We start from the raw sequence: 21,106 nt of genomic DNA on the forward strand, positions 1-21,106 counted from the left end.
GACTCACCCCTTCCGGAAGTTATATATGCCGACATGGCGTCAGTCAGGCTCAGCGCCGGCAAAGGCGCGTTCGAGCAACGCGCGGATCGCGACGCGCTCGATCGGACGCGGATTGGGATAGGGCTTTTCGACGATCAGATCCGCCACACGATCCAGACCGTCATGCGGCATTCCGAGCTCCCGCAGAGAACGTGGTACACCCAGTGAGCGCCCGAGGGCTCGCAACGCGCGAACGGCGTCCTCGCCATGCAGGGCGCGGGCGATTCGCGTCATCGCATGCGGCGCAGATGAGGCGTTGTAGGCCAGCGCATACGGCAGGATCACGGTGTGGACCTCTGCATGCGGCAAGTTGAAACTGCCGCCGAGCGTGTGACACAGTTTGTGATGCAGCCCCATCTGGACGTTGCCCAGAACCGTGCCGCACAGCCACGCGCCATACAGTGCATCACTGCGCGCGTCATGATCGCCTGGGCGCTCATGCAGACGCGGCAGGGCCGCCCCTAGCGCACGGATGCCCTCTTCTGCCATCAAGTCGTAGATCGGGTTGGCGTCGGTCCCGTACAGCGCCTCGGCCGCATGTGCGATCGCGTTCATGCCGCTCGTCATGCTCAATTGCACCGGCAGGGAGCGTGTCAGCTCCGGGTCGTAAATCACACTGCGCGGCATGACGCGCCAGTCACGTCCCGTTTTCTTCTCGCCGTTGTCGGTGATGCCATACAGCGGCGTCATCTCCGAACCGGCGTACGTTGTCGGCAATGCGAGAATCGGAAGGCTGGATTCGAGTGCGATCGCTTTCGCGAGTCCAATCGTTGATCCACCGCCGGCCGCGACGCAACCGTCCGCGCCGAGCTGACGCGCAGTCTCGATCGCCGCGCGCGCGACATCGATCGGCACATGCATCACCGCCCTGTTCAGCACGCCCACGCACCGGCCCTGGAGAATCTCTGCAATCTGCTGGCCGAGCCCGACTTGCTCGGGCGTGGTGATCACGACAGCGCGTCGAATGCCAAGCAAGTCAAGTTCGCGCGGAAGGAATTGACGGCTTCCGTTGCCAAACACGACACGGGCCGGGCGGGTTTCGTGTACGAACGACCGCATGGTAGTGAATCCACAAAGGAGTTAGTCGGAACGACCGGCATCGATGAGGCGATGCGCGTATCTGATCTCAGCGTCGCGTATTCCATGTTCGGTGCCCGAATCCGCGTGAAGAATCACCGCGGCCCCCGCCTTTTTGAAAAGCTCAGCGGATTTGCATACCTCGTCCACGGGCACGTAAGGATCCTCGTCCCAGGTCGAGAACAGCGCGGGCATGCCGTCGTAGCAGAAAGCACGCGTTTCGCGCGTCATGCCAGGCGGACCGATCAGTCCGCCCGTAAAAGACACGAGCGCACGATACTTGCGCTTCGCTCGCCACACGAATTCACTGCATAGACAGGCGCCCTGTGAGAATCCCATCAAGATCTGCGAATCGTACGGAATCCCCTGCCTTCTGAGTTTCTCGGACGCGGCTTCCACGCACGCGAGTGCGTATGAAAGCCGCGGCTCGTTCAACTCCGCGGGTGCAATGAACCGCTCCGGATACCACGATGCATCTGCGGCCACGGGCGCTCGCCACGCGACGCTCGCCCAGTCAAGCCGACGCACGACGTTTTCGTACATCCAGTCGGGAGATTGACCACGCCCATGCACGAGAATGACGGCGAGCGTTGCGTCCTCGACGGGGACACCATACTCAACCGCCGGGAGAGCGAGATGAGGATTGTTCATTTTGGTGGACTGTTTGTAGAAACGGCTAGCGACGGCCGACGGTGATGTTCGCCAGCTTCGCTGGTTCAATAGTTCAGCGCTTCAAGGGACTCCAGAATCACCGTGCGCTGGCTTTCGAATTGAGGCGCGATTTGAACCGTCTGCCCCATCTCTTCATACGGCTCGTCGATCAGGAATGCGTCGGGCTTGGAAACGGTAGCCTCGAACATCGCCCCACTCGGGGTACGGACATAGATCGATTCGAAGTAGCCGCGGTCCTTGCGCTCGGACGTGTCCGTAAAGCCCAGACCTTCAAGATTGGCTTTCACCTTGTCCTGCACCGAGCGGTCGGCCACCTGGAACGCGCAGTGATGGACGATGCCTTCGCCGTAGGTCCAACTCGCCTGCGGTAGGTCCGGCTCCAGCGCGTAGTCGACGTACTTGCCCGAAGCGCCGTCACCGAAGGCATAACGCGCATACTTTCCGTCGTGCGCGATATCGTGCGCGGACCACCCTTGTTGCATGAACTCTTGAGACGACTCCATGTCGCGCGCATTGACCGTGATCGTATGCAGTCCACGGATCGCCAGTTCGGCAGGCACTTCGCCATTCGAATAGGGTTTGCGAGCATCGTCCTCGATGCCGATGAGTTCATACGGGATGCCGCACGGATGTGAAAATGACAGAACGTGTTCACCGAAGCGCTCCGTTCGCCGTACATCGAAACCGTGCGCTGCGAGTCGTTTTTCCCAGAAGGGAATGGCCGAGACGGGCACCGACAGCGCAAGGCTGCCAATCTGGCCAGCGCCACGATGACCTTTGCGACCGAAATGGGCCACTGGAAAGCAGGTGATGAGCGTGCTTTCCTCACCAAGATCGTTACCGTAATACAGGTGATAGAACGGCGACATGCCATCGTAGATCAGCGTCTTTTTCACGCTCTTCAACGAAAGCACTTTCGTGTGGAAATCGTAATCCTGCTGCGCCGTTCCCACGCACAGCGTGATGTGGTGATGGCGCATGATCGACTGATTGATATGGGTCATGGTTGTCTCCTTGAGTAATTGCGTGCGAGAGGGGCGCACGTCTGCCCGTCGGGCCAATAGACTGTGAAAGCTCGGTAGCCTATGCCGTCATCGCACCGTCCACCAGGTCCCAGATGAAGCGGCCCGACGGGTCGTGCTGCTCCTCCGCGATGTGCGCAATGAGCCCCGCTGCCCGGCTGAGTACGGCGAAGCCGCGCATGAGTGCAACGGGAATGCCGATGTCGCCGAGCAAGGCGGCGATCGCTCCCGTCGCGTTGATGGTGATGTGCCGTCCAGCTGCGGCGTCGACGCTGGCGCCTAGGTGCTCGAGCGCCGCGCAACGCTCGCCAAACGTGCCCACTTCGCGCGCCAGCTTCAACAATGCCACCGCACGCGGATCATCCGGACGATGCATGTGATGGCCGAATCCCGGAACCGCAGCGCGGCGCGACCGGTAATCCTGTGCGATTCGCGAGGCTTCATCCGCTGCGCCATCCCCCGCCGCGACGATGCGATCGAGAAGCTGAGCAGCAGGCTCCATCGTGCCGACAAAGCGACTCGCCACGGCCAGCAGGCCAGCCGCGACTGCTGACTGCAGGTTTTCAGGCGAACTCGAATAGATCATGCGCGTCGCAATCGCGCTCGGCGTCAGGCCGTGTTCCATGAGCGTCACCAGCACCGCGTCGACAATGCGGCGCTGCGCGGCGTTCGGGGCATAGCCGAACGTCTGCTTCATGAAGACGTCGACGAACGTCGCCTTGCCAAGGAGGTCGCGCACTAGATCGTCTTCACGATAGAAGACAGCATCGGTGGTATAGCGGCACAACAACGTGTGCGGAGTGACGCCTTCGTTTCGTCTATTCATGACCGGCTCCACTGACTGAGGATTGCCTCTCGCACCGCCGGCTTCGTGATTTTCCCGACCGCGTTGCGCGGGAGCGCCTCAAACAGGTGAATGTGCTTCGGCGTCTTCACTGAGCCGAGCTCGTGTTTGACCAGTGCAACCAGTTCGTCGGTCCGTACGTTCATGCCCGGGCGCAGCTGCACGGCGGCGTGCACGGCCTCTCCCCACTTCGCGTCGGGTACACCGACGACTGAACACTCCGCCACCGCGGGATGGCCCGAAAGCACGACTTCGACATCTCCAGGGTAGACGTTGAAACCGCCGGTGATGATCACGTCACGGATTCGATCGCGCAAGAAGAGGTAGCCGCGCTCATCGAAGACGCCCGCGTCACCCGTGCGTAACCAGCCGCCGACCAGTGTCTTGTTCGTTTCCTCGTCCGCATTTAGATAGCCGCTCATCACGAGGCTGCCGCGAACGGCGATCTCGCCTTCCTCGCCCGGCTGTAGCGGATAACCTTCCTTGTCGACGATCGCCACTCGCGTGAGCAGCGTGGGCCTGCCGACCGACGTCAGATACTCGCCCGTCATTTCCGCTGGCGGTAGGAAGGTGATGATCTGCGGCGCCTCCGTCTGTCCGAACGACGTACAGACAACCGTGCCAAACACGGACTGGGCGTCCCGAATCTGCTCCGGCCGCATCGGGGCGCCGCCGTACACCAGGTAGCGAAGCGCAGGCAATTCGCGCGGCGAGCGGCGTTGTTCCTCGACAAGGGCAAGAATCAAGGTCGGTGGCGCGAAGAATATCGTCGCGCCATGTTCGCAGGCAGCGTCCAGCAGGCCAGCGGGCTTTGACGATTCTGGAAAGACGAGTGCCCCGCCCGCGCCCAGCAAGGGAAGCATATAGGTCGACGTGCCGTGCGTAATGGGTGCCGCGACCAGGTAACGGTCCGCCGGCGTCAATCCGAGTTCGTGGATTTGCGTAGCAATGTTCGTATTCCACGCACGCAAGGGTTGAATCACCCCTTTCGGGATTCCCGTGGATCCACCGGTGAACTTGATCGCCTGCGCATCCTCCAGACTGACGCCTCCCCGAACATACGGCCCGAACGCTACCGACGCCACATCGCCCACCGAGCGCGTCACCTCGTCCAGCTTGCGTACGGGCCTCGTCACGCCGGCGAGACGGTCGAACATTTCGTCGTCCGCGAGCACGAGCGACGGCTCGACAAACTCGACGATGCGATGCAATTCAGGATCGCCATTGCGAGGATTCAAGGGCACCCATATCTTGTCCGCGCCCAGAACGGCTAGCAGCGTCAACAAATGATCAACCGAGTTTGCCGCACCGATACAGACGCGGCTGCGCGGCTGCGGGTCGAGCGTGACGAGCGCTGCTGCGCGCCGCAGGACTTCCGCGGCGAGCGCGGTGAACGTCAGCGAGCCGGCGGGGCTCACGACGGCCGTTCGATGTGGATGGCGCTGTACAGCGCGCCAGAGGAAATCGATCGGATACATGCGGGGTTCTCCAGAGTCAGGGATTGGACGCCGAAGTCGTCCGTTGCATCGAAATTTATATTTCATTCGAATGTTCGAACATTCGGAGTTTCCCTACCACGTAACCCCGCTCGCCAAACCGGGCGTCCCGGTACCTCTTTCGCTTACGGGATGTGTCGGAAAGCGGCTGTTGACGGACTCCTTGGGGCCTGCGATTGAGTGCGGCCCGACGCCATCATGACCTCTGCGTCGGCGTATCTTCGTTTCAAAAAATGAGACTGTGAGGACAGGTTTCGATGCCTTCCTGTTGCACCTGGTGTTCCTTAATCTTTCATCGTTTCCCCGGGGTTGTCGACCGCATCACGCCGTCGCGAGGTCATGGCGGCGGACCTTGCTACGTACAGGGCGCACGCGCCGATGAAGCCCGGCCTTCAAACCGTTCTTTCAGGAGAAGCCTGCGATGACCGCACCCGCAAACTTCAATGGACAGCGCCCGATCATCGATCCCCACGATGCCGCGTTGCTACTAATCGACCATCAGAGTGGCCTGTTTCAGACCGTCAAGGATATGGAGCCCACGGTCCTCCGCAATCATGCGGTCGCGCTCGCGAAGATCGCGACGCTATGCAAGATCCCGGTGATCACCACGGCATCCGTGCCACAGGGTCCAAACGGGCCGCTGATTTCGGAGATTCAAGAGAGCGCGCCCCATGCGAAGTACGTCGCCCGAAACGGCCAGATCAACGCATGGGACAATCCGGAATTCGTTGCGGCCGTCAAGGCGACAGGTCGCAAGACGTTGATCATCGCGGGCACGATCACCAGCGTCTGCATGGCATTCCCTGCGATATCCGCCGTTCAGGAAGGATTCAAGGTCTTCGCCGTGATCGACGCCTCGGGAACGTATTCGAAAATGGCGCAAGAGATTACCCTGGCGCGAGTGGTTCAGGCAGGCGTCGTTCCGATGGACACGGCCGCAGTTGCCTCAGAGCTGCAACAGACGTGGCATCGGCCAGACGCGCAACAATGGGCTGAAGTCTATGGGCTAATCTTTCCTCCGTATCGCTTGCTCATCGAAAGCTATACCAAGGCACAAGACGTTGTCCGGAACCAAGAGCAGCTGGACTCGGAGCGTGCCTGAACTATCTATTTGGGCCGCTTGCCCTAGTGCGCGGTCGGCGCCGATCCTCTCCCAAAAAACCGGCCGCGGTCGCTGACACCAGCGCTCCCGTCGCACGACATCCCGACTGAGTTCAACTCAATATTCGAACATTCGGATTTAGGCGGTTGGCTGCTGCTATACTGGTTCGGTCACGGCCGGCAAGGCCGTTCTTTGTCGGAACTCACGCTATGCCGACCGTCCAGGACGACCACGAATCGCTCATGCTCGAGGCGCCGCAGCCGCGTCACCTCGACCTCGCCCGCGCACTCATGCAGGACATTCGTGAGGGACGCTTCGCCGTCGGAGACATGCTGCCTACCGAAGCGGAACTGTGCGCCCAATGGGGCTTGAGCCGCTATGCCGTACGTCAGGCGATTCAGAAACTGTGTGCCCTTGGTCTCATCACTCGGCAGGCCGGAGTGGGTACGACGGTGATGGCGGATCGTCCGCAGACACGTTATGTCCAGTCGATGGATTCCCTGTCGGACCTTGCGCTTTACGCGAAAGGCACGCAGTTTCGGGTAAATGGGCGCCGAACGCTGGAAGCGGACGCGTCCATGACGAGGCTCTTGCACTGCGTGCCGGGCACTAAATGGCTTCATCTGGAAGGCGTACGATACGGTGGCGAAGGCGCCAACGAACCCATTGCGCTGGTGAACATCTATGTCGAATCTGCCTACAGCCGCCTGACCGGCTTGTCGAAGACGCTCGACAAGCCCGTGTACACGATGATCGAGGAGCAGCATGGGATCAAGGTCACGCGCGTCGAGCAGCAGATTCAGGGGCTGTTGATCGAAGGAAGTCAGGCCGAGTTGCTCCAGGTGCCGCACGGCTCTGCTGGACTGGGCATCATTCGAAGCTACTTCGTGCGCGAGAAGGTCATCGAGGTGACGACGGGTGTTCATCCGGCGAGCCGGTTCAGTTACTCGATGTCTTTTCAGCTGACCCAGAGCGCCGGTTGAAGCGAATGACGTTTCGCGAGGGCACGCGTCCGCAGTCTGGCTTTATCGCGAACGGAGCGAAACACCGCCAATGCACGCTGCCGCGTGTTCCGCCAGCATCAACGTTGGCAGATGCGTATTTGCGCTTGGGATGACAGGCATCACCGACGCATCAACGACCCGCAGTCCGTCGACGCCGTGCACGCGGTAAGCGTCGTCCACCACCGCAAACCGATCGCGCTCACCGCCCATCGCGCAGGTGCCTGCCGGGTGACCCATCGGCGCGATCGAGCCGAGTAACTGTTCGTCGGTGAGGGCGGCGTTGCCGTTCTGGCCAGACAGTGGTACCACGCCCGGCAACGCGTGTGCGAAAAGCCCCCGACGCAGCGAAGCAGGTCCGTTGAGAACGGCCTTGGCGCCGGCCGCGAGAACGGCCCCCATCAGGCCCGCACGGTTGAACTGACTCACGGCGAGACCCGCGGGCAGCAGATAGGCATCGCGATAACCTGCCATCACGATGGGGTCGCGCAACAGCCGTTCCGCAAGCCGCGCTGCCATGACCATGCGGGGTGCATCGCGCGGATCGTCGAACATGCGGAATTCAATTTTCGGATGCACATTCGGATCGGCGCTTGCGAGCGTGACCGCGCCACGCGAGAACGGTGCGTATAACGCCGAGCCGAACATCGCAATGTCCACGCCGTACCGACGCGGACTCGCACGCCCGAGCAGAAACAACATGAGGTCACCGTTCGGACAGTCCGGCACTCGCGATGATGCGCGAAGCCCTGCTATGGCGAAGCGCCGTACATCCGTGGCGAGCCGTTCCATGCGCGGCAACGTCGCCGCGAAGAACTGATAGGCGTGGTTTTGCAGATTGCCTCCCACGCCTTCCCGGTCCGCAATCACCTCGATGCCAAGCCGCCGCAACGCGTGCGCGGGTCCGATGCCGGAGCGCATGAGGATCGCAGGCGATTGAATCGCGCCGGCGCTCAGAATCACTTCGTGCGCATCGATGGTGATCTTCTCACCCGAACGTATGGCTTCGACGCCCGTCACGCGGTGTCCGCTCGAACGCAAGGTCGTGACGCAGGTATCGGCGAGAATCAACAGGTTCGGCCGCGCCCGCACTTCCCTCGTCAGATAGCAGCGCGCGCCTGAAGAGCGCGTGTTGCCGTCGCTGGTGGCCGGCATTGCAAAGTAACCGTCAGCGGATGTCGAGTTGACATCGTCGAGCAGGGGAAAGCCTAGCGTCCCGGCGGCGCTTTCGATGCGGTGCATGAACCGTGGCCATTGTGTGCGCGGCAAGCGCGAAATCGGGCTCGCGCCGCGCGGGCCATCGCGTGAGCCATTTTCGGCGCCGCCATCGATGTCATCGACTGCTCGCGCGTAGCTTGCCGCGACTACATCGTCTTCAAACCCATGTGCACCGGCCGCGCTCCAGCGCGCATAGTCCGACGGGAGCGCGCGCAATGCGAACATCCCCATGATGCTCGAACCGCCACCCACGACACGCGCCTGCGGCCAGGGGCGAGGCGACTGTCCCGCCGCCATCGTAGCCTCCAGCGCTGGCCAGAAGTATTGCGGGTTGAGACTGGAACTCGGGAAGGTATCGTCGATATCGGAAGGTATTGAATCCGGCGGCGTGTCAGGGCCCGCTTCGAGCAGCATCACGCGCCGGTCGCTCCGCTCCGAGAGCCTTGCAGCCAGCGCCGCGCCCGCGGTGCCCCCGCCTACGATCAAATAATCGGTCTGCACTTGCCCTCTCACGGTTGCGTGTCCCCTGTCGGCCCTTTCGACTTCAACGTGCCTGGTAAGGCGCCGGGATGAAACGTTCACCCGGCGCCACGCCGGCCCTGGAAAGCACATGGTCGCGCGAGAGGCTGAGTTCGCGAAGCACGCGTTGCTCATCCACGTCAATGAGCTTTCCATGGCGCTTTACCGCGCGGCCGGCTACCCAGACCGAATCGACCAACCCCGGATGACCGGCAAGCACGACCGCGCCCACCGGGTTGTTGAGCGGCATCATCTCCAGGTTGTCCGCGCGGATCATCACGATATCCGCGTCTTTTCCCGGGGTGATTGAGCCGATCTTGTGGTCGAGACCGAGTGCCTTTGCCCCATTGATGGTCGCGAACTCGATTGCATCCTGCGTATCGACGGGCAGGCGTTCCACCGTTGTGTCCGAGCGGTCCGCACGGTCGTGCGCCCACGCGCGCTCGACGAGCAACACTGTGCGCATGGTCTGGAAGAGATGGCCGCTATTGCATGTCGCGATATCGATGCCGATCGAGGGTTTCATGCCGACCTTCAGCAGACGCCCTGTGACCGGCCAGCCGTGCCCCATCTGTAGTTCGATCTCCGGCGTCATCGACGCCGAGCAGCCTGAATCCGCCATCATGTCGAATTCGTCGTCGGCGAGTGAATTGCAATGCGAGCAGATGACGTCATCGCCCAGCAGGCCGTTCTGCATCAGCCACTCGACCGGCCGTTTCTTGCCCCATGCACCATCGCCGACGTGCACGGAGATGCGTGCGCCGAGATCGCGCGCGAGCGCCCAGTCGTCGCGCGTCACCTCCTTCGTCGCGTATTGCGGACCACGCAGCGCCATGCCAAGTTGCACGAGATCGTCGGACGACGAGAAGTGCTGCAGCTTCACGCGACGTACGTCTCGAGACGTCGGCAGACCGCTGACCGGCAGCCACTCTTCATTCGAGTTGCCATAGCACATCACAAAGCGACCGTGCGACGCCTTCAAGGCCTCGACGGCCGCATCGGTGTGCGCCGGGGTGTTCATGTTGTGCGACCAGTCGAGCACCGTGGTCACACCGCCGTTCAGCGCCTCGTAGGCACCCGCCAGATTGGCGAGATAGATGTCCTCTGCGCGGAAATGCTCTCCAAGCTGGCCACGCACTCCAGCGAAATACTGGTCCAGCGTCCAGTCTGCGGCGATATTGCGCAGCGTGGTCTGCCACATATGGCGATGCGTGTCGATCATGCCCGGCATGACGATCGTGCCGGTTCCATCGATGATCTGCGCGTCGGCCGCGTCGAGGTTCGGTCCGACTGCCCGAATCCGGCTGCCTTCGATCAGGACGTCGCCCCGATCCAGATTGCCGATCGCCGGGTCCACACTGATGATGCTTGAATTTCGAATCAAGGTTCGATGTGACATGGAAACGCCCCCAAGGTCGCTCAACATACGAAAAGGTATAGCGATGTGTGAATTGCCCGACTCGCTGGCGGGAACAGGTTACGGCGAAGGGGGAAGCGCCCCGGAGTGCACCGCGGTCAACTGCCAGCCGTCCCGCTTGCGATACCAGACGGCCAAAACGCGTGCCTCGAACGACTTGAGCTTGTCATTCGACATCAACTCGATGGCCAGTTTCGCGAACACCAGCGCGATATCGCCCTGCACCTCGATGCGCACGTCACTGCGCTCGATTCGCCGGTAGTTCCAGAGGCCTGAACGAAGCCCGTCCACGTAGCTCTCCTTGGTATCGGTGACGCCGCTCGAGTGCATATAGATCAGCCGCTCGTTGAGAAGACGCGTGAGTGTCGCGATATCCTTTCTCAGCATGGCCGTGTAACGCTCATCTTCGAGCTGTCGGATGACTTCTCGATCGTGACGTTCGTCGTTCATCGCTTCATTCCTCGTGTCAGGTTAAATCGCCATCGGGCGATGTCTTGCGTCGAGCGGGCATGCCCGCCATGTCCTCGATGACCTTGACGCAAGCCAGGTAGTCCTCCTCGCCATGGCCGGAAGCATCGGCGGCGGCCATGATCTGCTCGACGAGAGCGCCGAGGAACACAGGCGATCCGTACGCTCGCGCGCCGTCCAGAATCAACTGAAGATCCTTGCGCGTTTGAGCCACCGTGAATGCGGGCGAGAAGTCGCGCCGCGCAAGGGCGGCTGCCTTGAAACGCAGATGCGGCGAACCGACGGCACTTGCGCCGATCGCGTCGAGCGCTGTCCTGGGTGCAATGCCGCCGTTGACGCACAGTACGTAGGCTTCGCCGAGGCTCGCCACGATCGTGGTTACCATCAGGTTGATCGCGAGCTTCATCACTCGGGCCTGCTCAGCATCGCCGACTTCCATCACCGTCGATGCGTAGCACTCGACCAGCGTCCGCGCCTGAGTTCTTGCCTGAGCCGGCCCAGAGAGAAACGATGTGAGCGTTCCTTCGGCGGCGGCTGCGATCGATCCCGACACGGGTGCACGCACGTAGCCGACCTGGCGTTCGACGCACGCGTTTTCGATCGCCGATGACGCGCCTACCGAGATCGTGCTCGTCTCGATGAGCACCGTGCCCGGACGCGCGCCGCACAGTGCGCCTGCGTCACCCGTCAGTCCGAGCAGTGCCGCCGCATCGTTCGGCAAGGACGTGATGATCACGTCTGCGGCGGCCGAATCGGCTCGCTCAGGTTCCGCAACGGCAAATCCGTGCTCGCGCGCCGCGCCGCGTCGCGCCCCGCTCGCGTCAACCACCTGCACTGTGTGGCCGGCGCTCGATACGCGCTGAGCCATTGGCTCGCCCATCTTTCCATAGCCGATCCACATGATGTTCATGGCATTCCGCTCCTTCAAGCTCGTGTGAGGTGATCCGGCCCCGTCTGTCCGTGACTCCCGAGAAACGGATTGCCGCGACGCCAGAGCCAGGGATGAATCTCGATCCGCTCGAACAGCCCGGCCTGAACGTAGGGATCCGCCTCGACGAAGGCGTCGACAGCACGTGAGTCAGCGGCTTCGACAATCAGCAGCGAGCCGAGCTCTGCGCCGTTCGAATCGAGCCATGGGCCGCTTTGAATGACGCTCACGTCGGCCGAACCTGCGTCGAGATGCGCGCTGTGCCGTGACTTGGTCTGCGCTCGAAGCGCACCAGCAGCGGGACGGTCGGCCGCATACACGAGGAAGTACATGGCCTCACTCATCGCGGCTCAGCACGAAGTCGTTGCGCAGCTCCCAGAAAGGTGCTTTCACGCCCCATTGCGCGGCGGCTTCCGCGGATTCGTTCCGCTCGAACGTGCGGATAAGCGATGACTTCACGGCAAACACGACGTCGGAATCCAGATACTCGTCTTCGGAATCGAACAGATGCGTCGTCAGCTGGCGGTAGCCCGGAGCGGAGACCATTGCGTGGATGTGAGCAGGACGAAACGGATGCCGCGCGCTCAGCTGCAACAACTCGCCGACAGGACCGTCAGTCGGGATTGGATAAGACGTCGGACGGATCGTCTTGAGCAGGAAGGTGCCGTCCTTGCGCGCGCGATACCAGCCACGCAGATTGTGCTCGGGCTGCGATCTATCCTGTATGTCGTACATGCCGTTTGCGTCGGTTTGCCAGATTTCGATGCTCGCGCCGGGCACTGCCTCGCCTTGCGGCCCGAGCACCCGCCCGTGGATGATGAGTTCGCGGTCTGCGCCCTCGCGAAGCAGAACCGACTCGCCCCATTCACGTTGCGGCGAATCCGGAACATAAAACGGACCGATCACCGTGGATTCAGTTGTGCCCTCAGGCACGCCAGCACTGACCATGTTCACCAGCGCGGAAATCCCCAAGTTGTCGGAAAGCAGGATCATCTCCTGGCGCTTGTCGTCGCACATCTGCCCTGTGCGGGTCAGAAATTGGATGCCGGTCATCCACTCATCTTCCGTGAGTCGCACCTCCCGCACGAATGCGTGGAGATGGCGGATCAGCGTGTGCAGCAAAGTTCGCAGGCGAGGATCGGGCGTGCTCGCATAGCGTTCCAGCACGACCTCGGTAAGGTCCGCTTCAGTCATGTTTCTCATCGATTTCTCCGTGTATCGGTTGTTGGGCTTGCTCCGTGTCGACAGCGCCCCGCCTATCCATGAATAGACGATACGGCTTTTAACGAATGTTCGAACATTCGTAAATACCCTATTCGTTATCCAGGCGGCCGACCTGGAACGCTCAATGAATCTCGTCTTGCCCCGTTGCGTCACGCATGGTTTGCATTTGAAACGGCGAGAAACGAAGGTGCACCAAGGGCAAAAGAGATCGCAGTACCGGTGAGGGTCGTGGAGCGACTATCGCTGGACAGCGAGTCATGCACAGACCAAGGCTTCGCCTCTTCGTCTACGCCTCGTCGACCCGTCCTAACCGCTGCGCGAGAAAGTCGATCAATTTCCGCACTGAAGGCAGCAGACCGCGGCGAGAGGGGAAAACGGCGTGCATGATGCCGCTCTTTGGCCGCCATTCGGGAAGCAGTTTGATTAGGGCACCGCTCGCAAGCTCGTCAGCCACCATCATGACCGGCAACTGCGCAATGCCCGCGCCAACGATGGCAGCCTGCCGCAGCGCGATCATGTCGTCTGTAATGAACCGTGGCGCATGACGAACGGCCGCCGACAGACCATCGGGGCTTTCGAGGCGCCAGACGTGCTCCGCGGAAGGCGGCCCGAAATCCATCGTCGGCCATTCGGCCAGATCCGCCGGAGCCGCCGGTTCCCGGTGCTGTTGCAGGAGTGCCGGGGCCGCGACGAGACACCAGGTGCGCTCTCCCAGCACGCGCATCACGAGATCGCTGTCCTTCAACGGCGGCGGCCGCACGCGGATGGCGACATCGATCCCTTCGGCAATGACATCGACGACGCGATTGGTCGCTTCCAGATGGACGGTCACGCGAGGCGTTTCAGCCATGAACTCGGCGAGCACGACGCCAATGCGCGCGTGAAGCAGCGCCACCGGACACGTCAGGCGCACCACGCCCTGCGGCTCGGAGCGGCTGGAGTCGATGGACTGCTGCGCAGCCTCGGCTTCGATCAGCATGGCCTTGCAGTGGGCGTAAAAGATCTGCCCGACTTCGGTGATGCCGAATCGCCGCGTCGATCGTTGCACGAGCCGCACGCCGAGGCGCTCCTCGAGGAGCCCGATGCGACGGCTGATCGTCGACTTGGGCACGCCGAGCGCCCGTCCAGCCGGGGCGAAACCCTGATGGTCGACCACCTGCGCGAAGAAATAAAGGTCGTTGAGATCTTGCATGCCGATATCCGCTCGTTCCATAAGTGAGACACAGAGGATCATCCGCCCCCTCTACAGAAAATGATGCCTATGCCCTACCTTGGAAGGAGACAAACGCGATCCTGGATCGCATTCAAGGACATCATCATGAAGAAGATTCTCGGCACTTACGCAAATCAGCGGTCTCACTGGGTCGGTGACGGCTTCCCGGTTCGCACCTTGATCTCCGACGCCACTGTAGGCAACCATTTGAGCCCCTTTCTGATGCTCGATTATGCCGGGCCTGAGCATTTTTCCCCCACCTCGGGTCGCAGGGGCGTCGGCTCGCATCCTCATCGTGGGTTCGAGACGGTGACGATCGTCTACCAGGGCGAGCTTGAACATCGTGACTCGTCAGGGGGCGGCGGCCTGATCGGTCCGGGAGACGTGCAGTGGATGACTGCCGGCTCGGGTATTTTGCACGAAGAGTTTCATTCGCCTGCTTTCGGGAAGCGCGGGGGCACGCTGGAGATGGTGCAACTGTGGGTCAATTTGCCCGCTCGTGACAAGATGGCCCCGCCACGCTATCAGACGCTGAGCCACGACGTCATTCCCTCGGTCGAATTGCCGGACGGCGCAGGGCACGTTTGGGTGATTGCCGGCGATTTTGACGGCCATGGGCCCCGCGCATACCTTCACGTCGCTCGACGTATGGGATCTGCGTCTGGTTGGTGGTCGCTCGGCGCAGCTCAGGATGCCGGTCGGCAGAACGGTAGCACTCGTGGTGCTGAACGGCCAGGTGCGGGTCAACGGTGACGAATCGGTCGGCACTGCTCAGGTGGTCATGCTGGGACAAGCGGGATCCGAGATTCATATCGATGCGATCGGAGACGCTACGGTCCTCCTGTTGAGCGGCAAGCCTATCGACGAGCCGGTCGTCGCCTATGGGCCGTTCGTGATGAATTCGGACGACGAAATTCATCAAGCCGTGCGGGACTTCAACAGCGGGCGCTTCGGCACAACGCCGACCGCATGAAAACGCGCGTCAAAGGATTGAACAATCCTCACGTGACAAAGTGCGATCTTGTGAGAATACCGGAAACGCTCAGCGATACGCTTTGAAGAGTCCGCGAGCGTTAATCAAGGGCACGAAGATTCATCGAGACCGCTCTGAGCCCGCCGCGTTTCCGCTCGTCGAGGACGATGGCGCGCCGTGGTCGCCGAACTGCAGCGACGCCGTCGGACTCGCCATGATGCCAAGTTTGTGCTCGATCGACACACAATGTACGTCGTCGCTCTCACCGAGCGCTCCGTCTCATTGACGAGGAAGTTCGGCACGGAGCCGGGCACTGTTATTCCTTCGTGTTCAGCAAACACCGACAACCGTTACCGGGGACGGCGAAGGGCCCCGTGAACGGACCCACTAGAGACAGTCGCTCCTACGCAAAGCGGCCGTTCGGGTGGCCTCCACCGGGCGCTTTGCTAACGCAATGCCTCCCCAATTCCCAGCGCAATGAGGAGGCCTCCATGCACGATTGATCCGGGCGTTCGCACGTCGATATCCGTGTGTGCATTCAAGCACCTGCAGCACGGACTGCCCGCGCGGCCTGTTGGCGTCCCGGGCTCACTCGCCTAGTGGCGAGCAGGCCTCAACCCCGCAGCGCCACAGTAACCACAACGAGAGCCGAGAAGATCAGCGCCGGGGCGAGATGCCCGAACGGCTCTCGATTTCGTAGCAGCGTGAAGAGCGCGCCGATCATAATCGCACCGGCCAGCGTCAGACCTAGGACTCGGGTTTGTTGTCCAGCAAGAAGTGCCGCACTCAATAGTTCGAGGGCGCCACAGAGCAAATGAAACCATGCCGGGTAACCCCAGCGGACGAAGTCGCGCTTCACCGCGCCGCGTCCCGCGAGGTTGACCACCCCAGCAACCGCGAACAGAACTGCCACGATCGTCACAAAAACCGATTCGAAAAATGCGGTGTTGAAGTCCATCGTCATTCTCTGTTGCTTTGCTGAAAGTGCTTCGGCGCTGAGAGATCCGCAATCAGGTCGGGACCGTGGGGCTCCCACGCAAGAACTCGCCGGGCATGCCGGCCGCTTACCGTCTGGTCGAGCGCGAGCGCGTCAGCAAATGAACCAAGTGATTGACGAGCCTCGTCGAGCGGCCAGAACTCAACGCGATCGGCCCTGATTGAGGCCCGAATCGCTTCGCCCATTTCAGCAACGGCAACGGCATCTTCCGCGACCACGTCGAGGATCTGTCCTGCGACTTCATCATCCCCACTCGCTAGTCGCTCCGCTGCGCTTAGATATGCAACGGCGAGATCATCGACGTGCACGGCAGGCCAGTGGTTGCGACCATCGCCGACCATCTCACGCTGCCGTTTTGACGGGCCATTCCGGCAAGCATCCCGAAGACGCCGCCGCCGCCGTAGCCATGCACCATCGCCGGCCTGAGGATCACCGCGGCAATTGAGCGGCGTATTGCGAGCGTCAGCACGCGCTTTTCCACTGCAGGCCGCCGGGCTACGAGGGGTGTCGGATTCAGCGCCGATGCTTCGGTCGCGGTCTCGCCATTGGTATCACCGTAAACCCACGTGCCCGATGTGTACACAAACGCCGCGCCCGGACGCATATGTGAAAGCACGGCCTCTACTCCGGCCTCGTCGACCGCACTGGCGACGCCGTCGTTAGTCGACGCGGCGTGTATTACCCCATCAGCGGCACCGGCAGTCGCAGCGAAAGACTGTGGCTCACGCAAGTCGCCACCATGCAGTTTCACGCCGAGACGTGCCAGCGCGCTCGCGCCCGCCGACCTGTCGTCGCGCACCAGCGCCGTCACCTCATGGCCGAGGCTGATTGCCTTGCGCGCGACCGCTTGCCCGATGTAGCCCGTGCCACCTGTCATGAACAGTTCCATAGCGTTTTCCTCGAAGAGTGTCTGGGAAGCTAAGTCATACGTACGAGACTCATTAGTCTCGTTCCGGTGAATCTAAACGAGACTGGTCAGTCTTGTCAACTGCTCAGCGACCTGTTATTTTTCGGGGATGAACTCGTCCACTCTCCCAGAATTGAACTCGCTGCAACGCCGTAAGCGGGCCGCCATCCTCGACGGCGCGAGAAGCGTGTTTCTGCGCCAGGGTTTCGGCCTGGCAACAATGGACGACGTCGCCGCGGTTGCGGGTGTCGGCAAACAAACGGTCTATCGCCACTTCAAGTCGAAGGAGGCGCTCTTCGTCGGTCTGGTGGGCTCGATGTGCGCTCAGGTGGGTGGATCACTTGTCAGCGCTCAGCACGAGCAATCCGCTGGCTCGCCCGACGTCGAGTTGCGCGACTTGGGATGGGCGTTGGCACAAATCCTTATCGAGCCGGATTATCTGCGGCTTTACCGCGCCATCGTTGCGGAGGCCGAGCGGCTTCCGGAACTCGGCGAGGTCTTTTACGAAAACGGGGCAAAGGTTGTGCGCGCCTTTGCGGCGAAAATTCTGCGAAAGCGATTTGATGAATCGACTGCTGCATTGCGAGCAGCGACTTTCGTTCAGTTGGTGCTAGGCGACGCGTATTTGGAACTGTCGATTGGCTACACGGTGCCCGATGTTGAAGCGCGCTTTGCACTGCAGATTGACGAGGCGGTGGCGGCTGCACTTCGTTAGGGGCACCGCACAAGGTGTCCAAGCCACTGCATAAGGGCATTTTTCTCCCGAAGTTCGATCATGTTGGAACTCCCTTTGCTCACGCGTCGCTGCGGCTCTTGCTGCCAATAGCGACGGTTCGGTGGGACAATCTGGCTCCGCTTGCCTCCCATTAACGCATTTCAATTAGTATCCCGAATTGCATCTCCGCATGCAATGCTCGGTTCCCGCGGCAGCGGTGCGCAGCGCGCTTCGATGAGGCGGACGGCGACGGCAAGCGAATCTCGAGAGGCGGATCGTGGCGCTTGCCGAAACGGCCGACGCCAACCTCCGAGGCGGCCCGACCGAAAGGCTCACGAATTGCGACCGAGTTCTTGTGTCGCTCTTTCCGTCCCGCGCGGTCAACTCCTTACTTTACGCATCGAGCGAACTTCAAGAAGATCTTCGATGGCGGGCAACGATTCCGTTGTCGCGATGGCTTCCTGCGGACTGCTGCAGCCGCAAGCCGGAGTGCGACTCGTCCTGGTTTCGCTTGAAAGCATTTGTCCCACGATTCTATGGACGGACCTTGTCGCCGCAAACATCTTCGCAGTTGCGGCAATTTAGGGCTGCACTATGCGTCCACCGGTGGCCTAACGACGACCGGCCGCGGCTAGTCGAATGCATAAATCGCCTCCGAAACGCAACTGCCTGCGGAAAAGTTATCCACAGATTCAGTGGACAAGCGTGTAGATAACGCCTGTGCTCGAAGCCTACCCCATTGAGACTTAACGATAATTTCAAGTCGCTGGCATTCGCGCCGTCCTCGTCGCACGGAGCACCGTGGCTCGCCTTGTCTACCCTGAGCGAATCCAGTCTGAGACGCTCTGCAAAAGCGCCTCGGTGCAACCTTCGAACGCGTGTCCGCAAAAGTCGCCGCATCGATTCAAGTTGCGCTCGATGTTGATTCTGGCGTGTCGTGGCGATCCGTGTCGACAACTCTGTGGCCTTGCCGATACACCCCGCCTCGGCTGAAGGTCCTTGCGGAAGCAAGCGTCCCGTCTATATTGAGACGGGTAGGCAGCCACGAGATTATTCGGTGGAGGACGCGGTGAAATCATTTTTGTCACTCCCGGAAGGAATCGTCAGGGCGGCTGCCAAGGTATTGGGTGCCGTAGGCGTCGCACTGATAGGGCTGGCAGCGTCGGGTGACTTGCTGGCGCAAACAGGCGGCGCCTGCATTCCCGTGAGCGAACGAACGACTGAATTCGGATGCTTCGTGCATGCGGAACAGCATCTGCAAAAGCTTGCAGCCGGTCCGATCTATTGGCATATCGATCGATTTCCGGACCGCTCATCGGCGGAAGCGGCCAAGAGCATGAATGGAACAGTCGTCGAGATTCTCGGACAAATCTGGCTCTTTACGATCGCGGGCAAGTCCTGGCCGAGATCGACCGGAGAACGCATTGCCGATGTCGGCCCTTTGACGCTTCCCCAGGCAAGTTCCTTGATGGCCACCTACATGGAGGGAAACTTCAAACCCGGCATGCAATCAACGATCCATCGACATCCCGGTACCGAAGCGTGGTTTGTTCTTAGCGGCGCACAGTGTCTCGAGACGCCGCACGGCGAACAGATCGGCAGGCCGGGCGCGCCACCGGTAATCGTTCCTCCGGGAGAACCGATGCTTCTCACCGGAATAGGCGAGAAGCAAGCACACTGGCTAGTGCTCATCCTAATGGACGCGACGATGCCTCGCGGATCGCCTGCAGACGACTGGACGCCGAAGCACACATGTGAACGCATCACTGCCCAATGACAGGACGGAACGCAAGCGACACAGGTCACTTCAAGGACAGCAGATGTTCCTCCCCATGAGCATAAGCGTCAGCCGGACCGACGACGCAGATCGGCTTGTACGGTGCTTTGGCTTCGCGCGTGCCATCGATCGTGCAGGGTTCACTTCAGCCGATGCAGGATTACTTCAGCCGTGCCGCCGCCCGAGGCCGGCGTCGTCCACGTGAGTTGTTCCGCGTTCACAATAAATGGCCGCTTCTGCTCGACACCGTTCCAGTTGGGAAATGAACTGGCGGTGACATGGAACGTGATTGTATTGTCAGTCTCGTTCACTGTATAGGTGCCGAAGTGAGCGATCATGCCTTGCACAACGATTCTATTTTCTTCCGCCGTGCCCCCCAGTCGATTAGCCACCCTGAACTTTGGAATATCGGCGCGAGAGGTCATCAGGATGTAGTGACCGGCCCCGTCGAAGACAGCGAGGCCCTGCGGGCTAGTTCCGTACATGGGTTGCCGGGAACCGTCGGGGCGCACTGTATCGACCGATACGTACGCCCACGTTCCGACGACCTGCTCCTTCAGCGTATCCGGTTGGACGGCACGTGCGAGCATGAAATCAGCGTGCCCGACAACAAGAGAATAGTAGAACTTCTAAAAAGGATCGCCTGTTTCATCGCGCTTCTCCACTAAGGATACTGAGGCACAGTCCCCAGCATGGAATTATCTGAATTATCGACTTGGCGAGCAAGTGTGGACTGTCACGTTGCAATCTACGCCGGAGCAAAAACTCATCTTCCTGGAATTGGGTCAGCGCTGCGATCGGCCCAGCCATTCGCAACGTTAGATGTTAGGGGAGCCGACACTGTCGTCGACCGGGCGGACTCCACGCGGTCGTCACGCGCATTCGTTTATAGTTGCATCGATGCTGAAATCTTCCCGAAGCATCAGAGGCGCTCATTCGTGGAGAGGCGTTCCATGCACAAGAGAATAGTCGCTGTTGCGTTCACATTGATCATGCTGTGCCTGTCCACGCTTGCCCGGGCCGACGCAAATCCGTTACTCGGAACATGGCGCCTGAAATCGTTTGTGCGAGAGGTCACCGCCACAGGCGAGCGGTACAACCAACTCGGTGATCATCCCGACGGCTACCTCACCTACTCGTCGGATGGCCGGATGATCGCGTTCTTTGTGTCGGGCAATCAGCCACGACCGCGCAATGAGCCCTCCGACGAAGAGCGAGTCACACTCCATAAATCGATGCTCGCTTACGGCGGGACGTATAGCGTGTTGCCCGACAGGGTCGTGCATCACATCGACATCGAATGGGACGGCAGGCGCATCGGAACCGATCAAGTGCGGTTTTACGCCATCGATGGCGACACGCTTTCGATTAAGACGGAACCAAACAAGAGCCCGGTGGACGGACGAGAGGGCGTAGGCATCTTGACGTTCGAAAGGGTGAAAGGTTCGCAGCCGCAATAAGGACACTGAAGGCGGTGTGTTCAGCGCGCTCAGTACC

At 61.0% G+C, this 21,106-nt stretch carries 21 protein-coding genes and 1 pseudogene; 6 read left to right on the plus strand and 16 right to left on the minus strand.

The genetic code is table 11. The annotated features are described in order from the left end of the window. Nucleotides 1-39: 39 nt before the first annotated feature. The 5 genes from AWB76_RS11665 to AWB76_RS11685 form a co-directional block, all read right to left on the minus strand. Entirely contained in the window at nt 40-1,098 is a 1,059-nt protein-coding gene (locus AWB76_RS11665; protein ID WP_061160302.1) for a maleylacetate reductase, read from the minus strand. 21 nt (nt 1,099-1,119) lie between these two features. After that, a complete protein-coding gene (locus AWB76_RS11670) occupies nt 1,120-1,836 on the minus strand; it encodes an alpha/beta hydrolase (RefSeq protein WP_244173319.1) in 717 nt (238 codons plus the stop codon). Then, on the minus strand, nt 1,833-2,792 hold the full coding sequence (locus tag AWB76_RS11675) for a VOC family protein (RefSeq protein ID WP_061160304.1): 960 nt from the start codon (nt 2,790-2,792) through the stop codon (nt 1,833-1,835). The genes AWB76_RS11670 and AWB76_RS11675 overlap by 4 nt, the downstream gene beginning before the upstream one ends. Before the next feature lie 79 nt (nt 2,793-2,871). Beyond that, nucleotides 2,872-3,636 carry a citryl-CoA lyase gene (locus tag AWB76_RS11680; RefSeq protein ID WP_061160393.1) on the minus strand — a complete coding sequence of 255 codons (765 nt, stop codon included), beginning with the start codon at nt 3,634-3,636 and terminating at the stop codon, nt 2,872-2,874. Then, a complete protein-coding gene (locus AWB76_RS11685) occupies nt 3,633-5,132 on the minus strand; it encodes a class I adenylate-forming enzyme family protein (protein WP_061160305.1) in 1,500 nt (499 codons plus the stop codon). The genes AWB76_RS11680 and AWB76_RS11685 overlap by 4 nt, the downstream gene beginning before the upstream one ends. A gap of 439 nt (nt 5,133-5,571) precedes the next feature. On the opposite strand from AWB76_RS11685, the gene AWB76_RS11690 reads away from it, so the two are divergent. Next, complete coding sequence (locus tag AWB76_RS11690) at nt 5,572-6,252, plus strand: hydrolase (RefSeq protein ID WP_061160306.1); 681 nt, start codon at nt 5,572-5,574, stop codon at nt 6,250-6,252. 209 nt (nt 6,253-6,461) lie between these two features. After that, nucleotides 6,462-7,235 (plus strand): GntR family transcriptional regulator, encoded by a 774-nt coding sequence (locus AWB76_RS11695; RefSeq protein WP_061160307.1) that lies wholly within the window; start codon nt 6,462-6,464, stop codon nt 7,233-7,235. 42 nt (nt 7,236-7,277) lie between these two features. On the opposite strand, the gene AWB76_RS11700 is transcribed toward AWB76_RS11695, so the two are convergent. The 7 genes from AWB76_RS11700 to AWB76_RS11730 form a co-directional block, all read right to left on the minus strand. Beyond that, the gene (locus AWB76_RS11700) at nt 7,278-8,972 is read right to left on the minus strand and encodes a GMC family oxidoreductase (RefSeq protein ID WP_061160394.1); all 1,695 of its coding nucleotides are present in this window, start codon (nt 8,970-8,972) and stop codon (nt 7,278-7,280) included. Between the two features lie 43 nt (nt 8,973-9,015). Continuing rightward, the gene (locus AWB76_RS11705) at nt 9,016-10,389 is read right to left on the minus strand and encodes an amidohydrolase family protein (protein WP_063936329.1); all 1,374 of its coding nucleotides are present in this window, start codon (nt 10,387-10,389) and stop codon (nt 9,016-9,018) included. A gap of 78 nt (nt 10,390-10,467) precedes the next feature. Further along, on the minus strand, nt 10,468-10,857 hold the full coding sequence (locus tag AWB76_RS11710; protein WP_061160309.1) for a nuclear transport factor 2 family protein: 390 nt from the start codon (nt 10,855-10,857) through the stop codon (nt 10,468-10,470). A gap of 16 nt (nt 10,858-10,873) precedes the next feature. Then, nucleotides 10,874-11,785 carry an NAD(P)-dependent oxidoreductase gene (locus AWB76_RS11715; protein WP_061160310.1) on the minus strand — a complete coding sequence of 304 codons (912 nt, stop codon included), beginning with the start codon at nt 11,783-11,785 and terminating at the stop codon, nt 10,874-10,876. Nucleotides 11,786-11,799: 14 nt separating this feature from the next. Further along, nucleotides 11,800-12,135, minus strand: a complete 336-nt coding sequence (locus tag AWB76_RS11720; RefSeq protein ID WP_061160311.1) for a YciI family protein — start codon at nt 12,133-12,135, stop codon at nt 11,800-11,802. 4 nt (nt 12,136-12,139) lie between these two features. After that, nucleotides 12,140-13,006, minus strand: coding sequence for an intradiol ring-cleavage dioxygenase (locus AWB76_RS11725; RefSeq protein ID WP_096031289.1), 867 nt, complete (start codon nt 13,004-13,006; stop codon nt 12,140-12,142). Nucleotides 13,007-13,313: 307 nt separating this feature from the next. Then, nucleotides 13,314-14,219 carry a LysR family transcriptional regulator gene (locus AWB76_RS11730; protein WP_061160395.1) on the minus strand — a complete coding sequence of 302 codons (906 nt, stop codon included), beginning with the start codon at nt 14,217-14,219 and terminating at the stop codon, nt 13,314-13,316. Nucleotides 14,220-14,345: 126 nt separating this feature from the next. On the opposite strand from AWB76_RS11730, the pseudogene AWB76_RS11735 reads away from it, so the two are divergent. After that, a pseudogene (locus AWB76_RS11735) lies at nt 14,346-15,213 on the plus strand (pirin family protein). 613 nt (nt 15,214-15,826) lie between these two features. Here AWB76_RS11735 and AWB76_RS11740 read toward each other — a convergent pair. From AWB76_RS11740 to AWB76_RS11745, 3 genes are read right to left on the minus strand one after another with little or no spacing between them, the layout of a single operon-like run. Then, the gene (locus AWB76_RS11740) at nt 15,827-16,171 is read right to left on the minus strand and encodes a DoxX family protein (protein ID WP_061160396.1); all 345 of its coding nucleotides are present in this window, start codon (nt 16,169-16,171) and stop codon (nt 15,827-15,829) included. 2 nt (nt 16,172-16,173) lie between these two features. Next, nucleotides 16,174-16,551: a Rossmann-fold NAD(P)-binding domain-containing protein gene (locus tag AWB76_RS42125; RefSeq protein ID WP_244173334.1), complete on the minus strand. Its 378-nt coding sequence runs from the start codon at nt 16,549-16,551 to the stop codon at nt 16,174-16,176. After that, nucleotides 16,485-17,099, minus strand: a complete 615-nt coding sequence (locus AWB76_RS11745; protein ID WP_244173320.1) for an NAD-dependent epimerase/dehydratase family protein — start codon at nt 17,097-17,099, stop codon at nt 16,485-16,487. The genes AWB76_RS42125 and AWB76_RS11745 overlap by 67 nt, the downstream gene beginning before the upstream one ends. A gap of 127 nt (nt 17,100-17,226) precedes the next feature. On the opposite strand from AWB76_RS11745, the gene AWB76_RS11750 reads away from it, so the two are divergent. Both AWB76_RS11750 and AWB76_RS11755 read left to right on the plus strand, forming a co-directional pair. Then, entirely contained in the window at nt 17,227-17,832 is a 606-nt protein-coding gene (locus AWB76_RS11750) for a TetR/AcrR family transcriptional regulator (RefSeq protein ID WP_061160313.1), read from the plus strand. A gap of 1,069 nt (nt 17,833-18,901) precedes the next feature. Beyond that, the gene (locus AWB76_RS11755; RefSeq protein ID WP_157696105.1) at nt 18,902-19,609 is read left to right on the plus strand and encodes a cupin domain-containing protein; all 708 of its coding nucleotides are present in this window, start codon (nt 18,902-18,904) and stop codon (nt 19,607-19,609) included. Between the two features lie 140 nt (nt 19,610-19,749). Here the strand turns inward: AWB76_RS11755 and AWB76_RS11760 are convergent, their stop codons facing one another. After that, nucleotides 19,750-20,199: a lipocalin-like domain-containing protein gene (locus tag AWB76_RS11760; protein ID WP_082864421.1), complete on the minus strand. Its 450-nt coding sequence runs from the start codon at nt 20,197-20,199 to the stop codon at nt 19,750-19,752. Nucleotides 20,200-20,562: 363 nt separating this feature from the next. Between AWB76_RS11760 and AWB76_RS40115 the strand changes: the two genes are divergently transcribed. Then, nucleotides 20,563-21,069 (plus strand): lipocalin-like domain-containing protein, encoded by a 507-nt coding sequence (locus tag AWB76_RS40115; RefSeq protein WP_061160315.1) that lies wholly within the window; start codon nt 20,563-20,565, stop codon nt 21,067-21,069. Nucleotides 21,070-21,106 lie beyond the last annotated feature (37 nt).

It is taken from the genome of Caballeronia temeraria (genome assembly GCF_001544795.2).
GTDB classification, from domain to species: Bacteria; Pseudomonadota; Gammaproteobacteria; order Burkholderiales; family Burkholderiaceae; genus Caballeronia; species Caballeronia temeraria.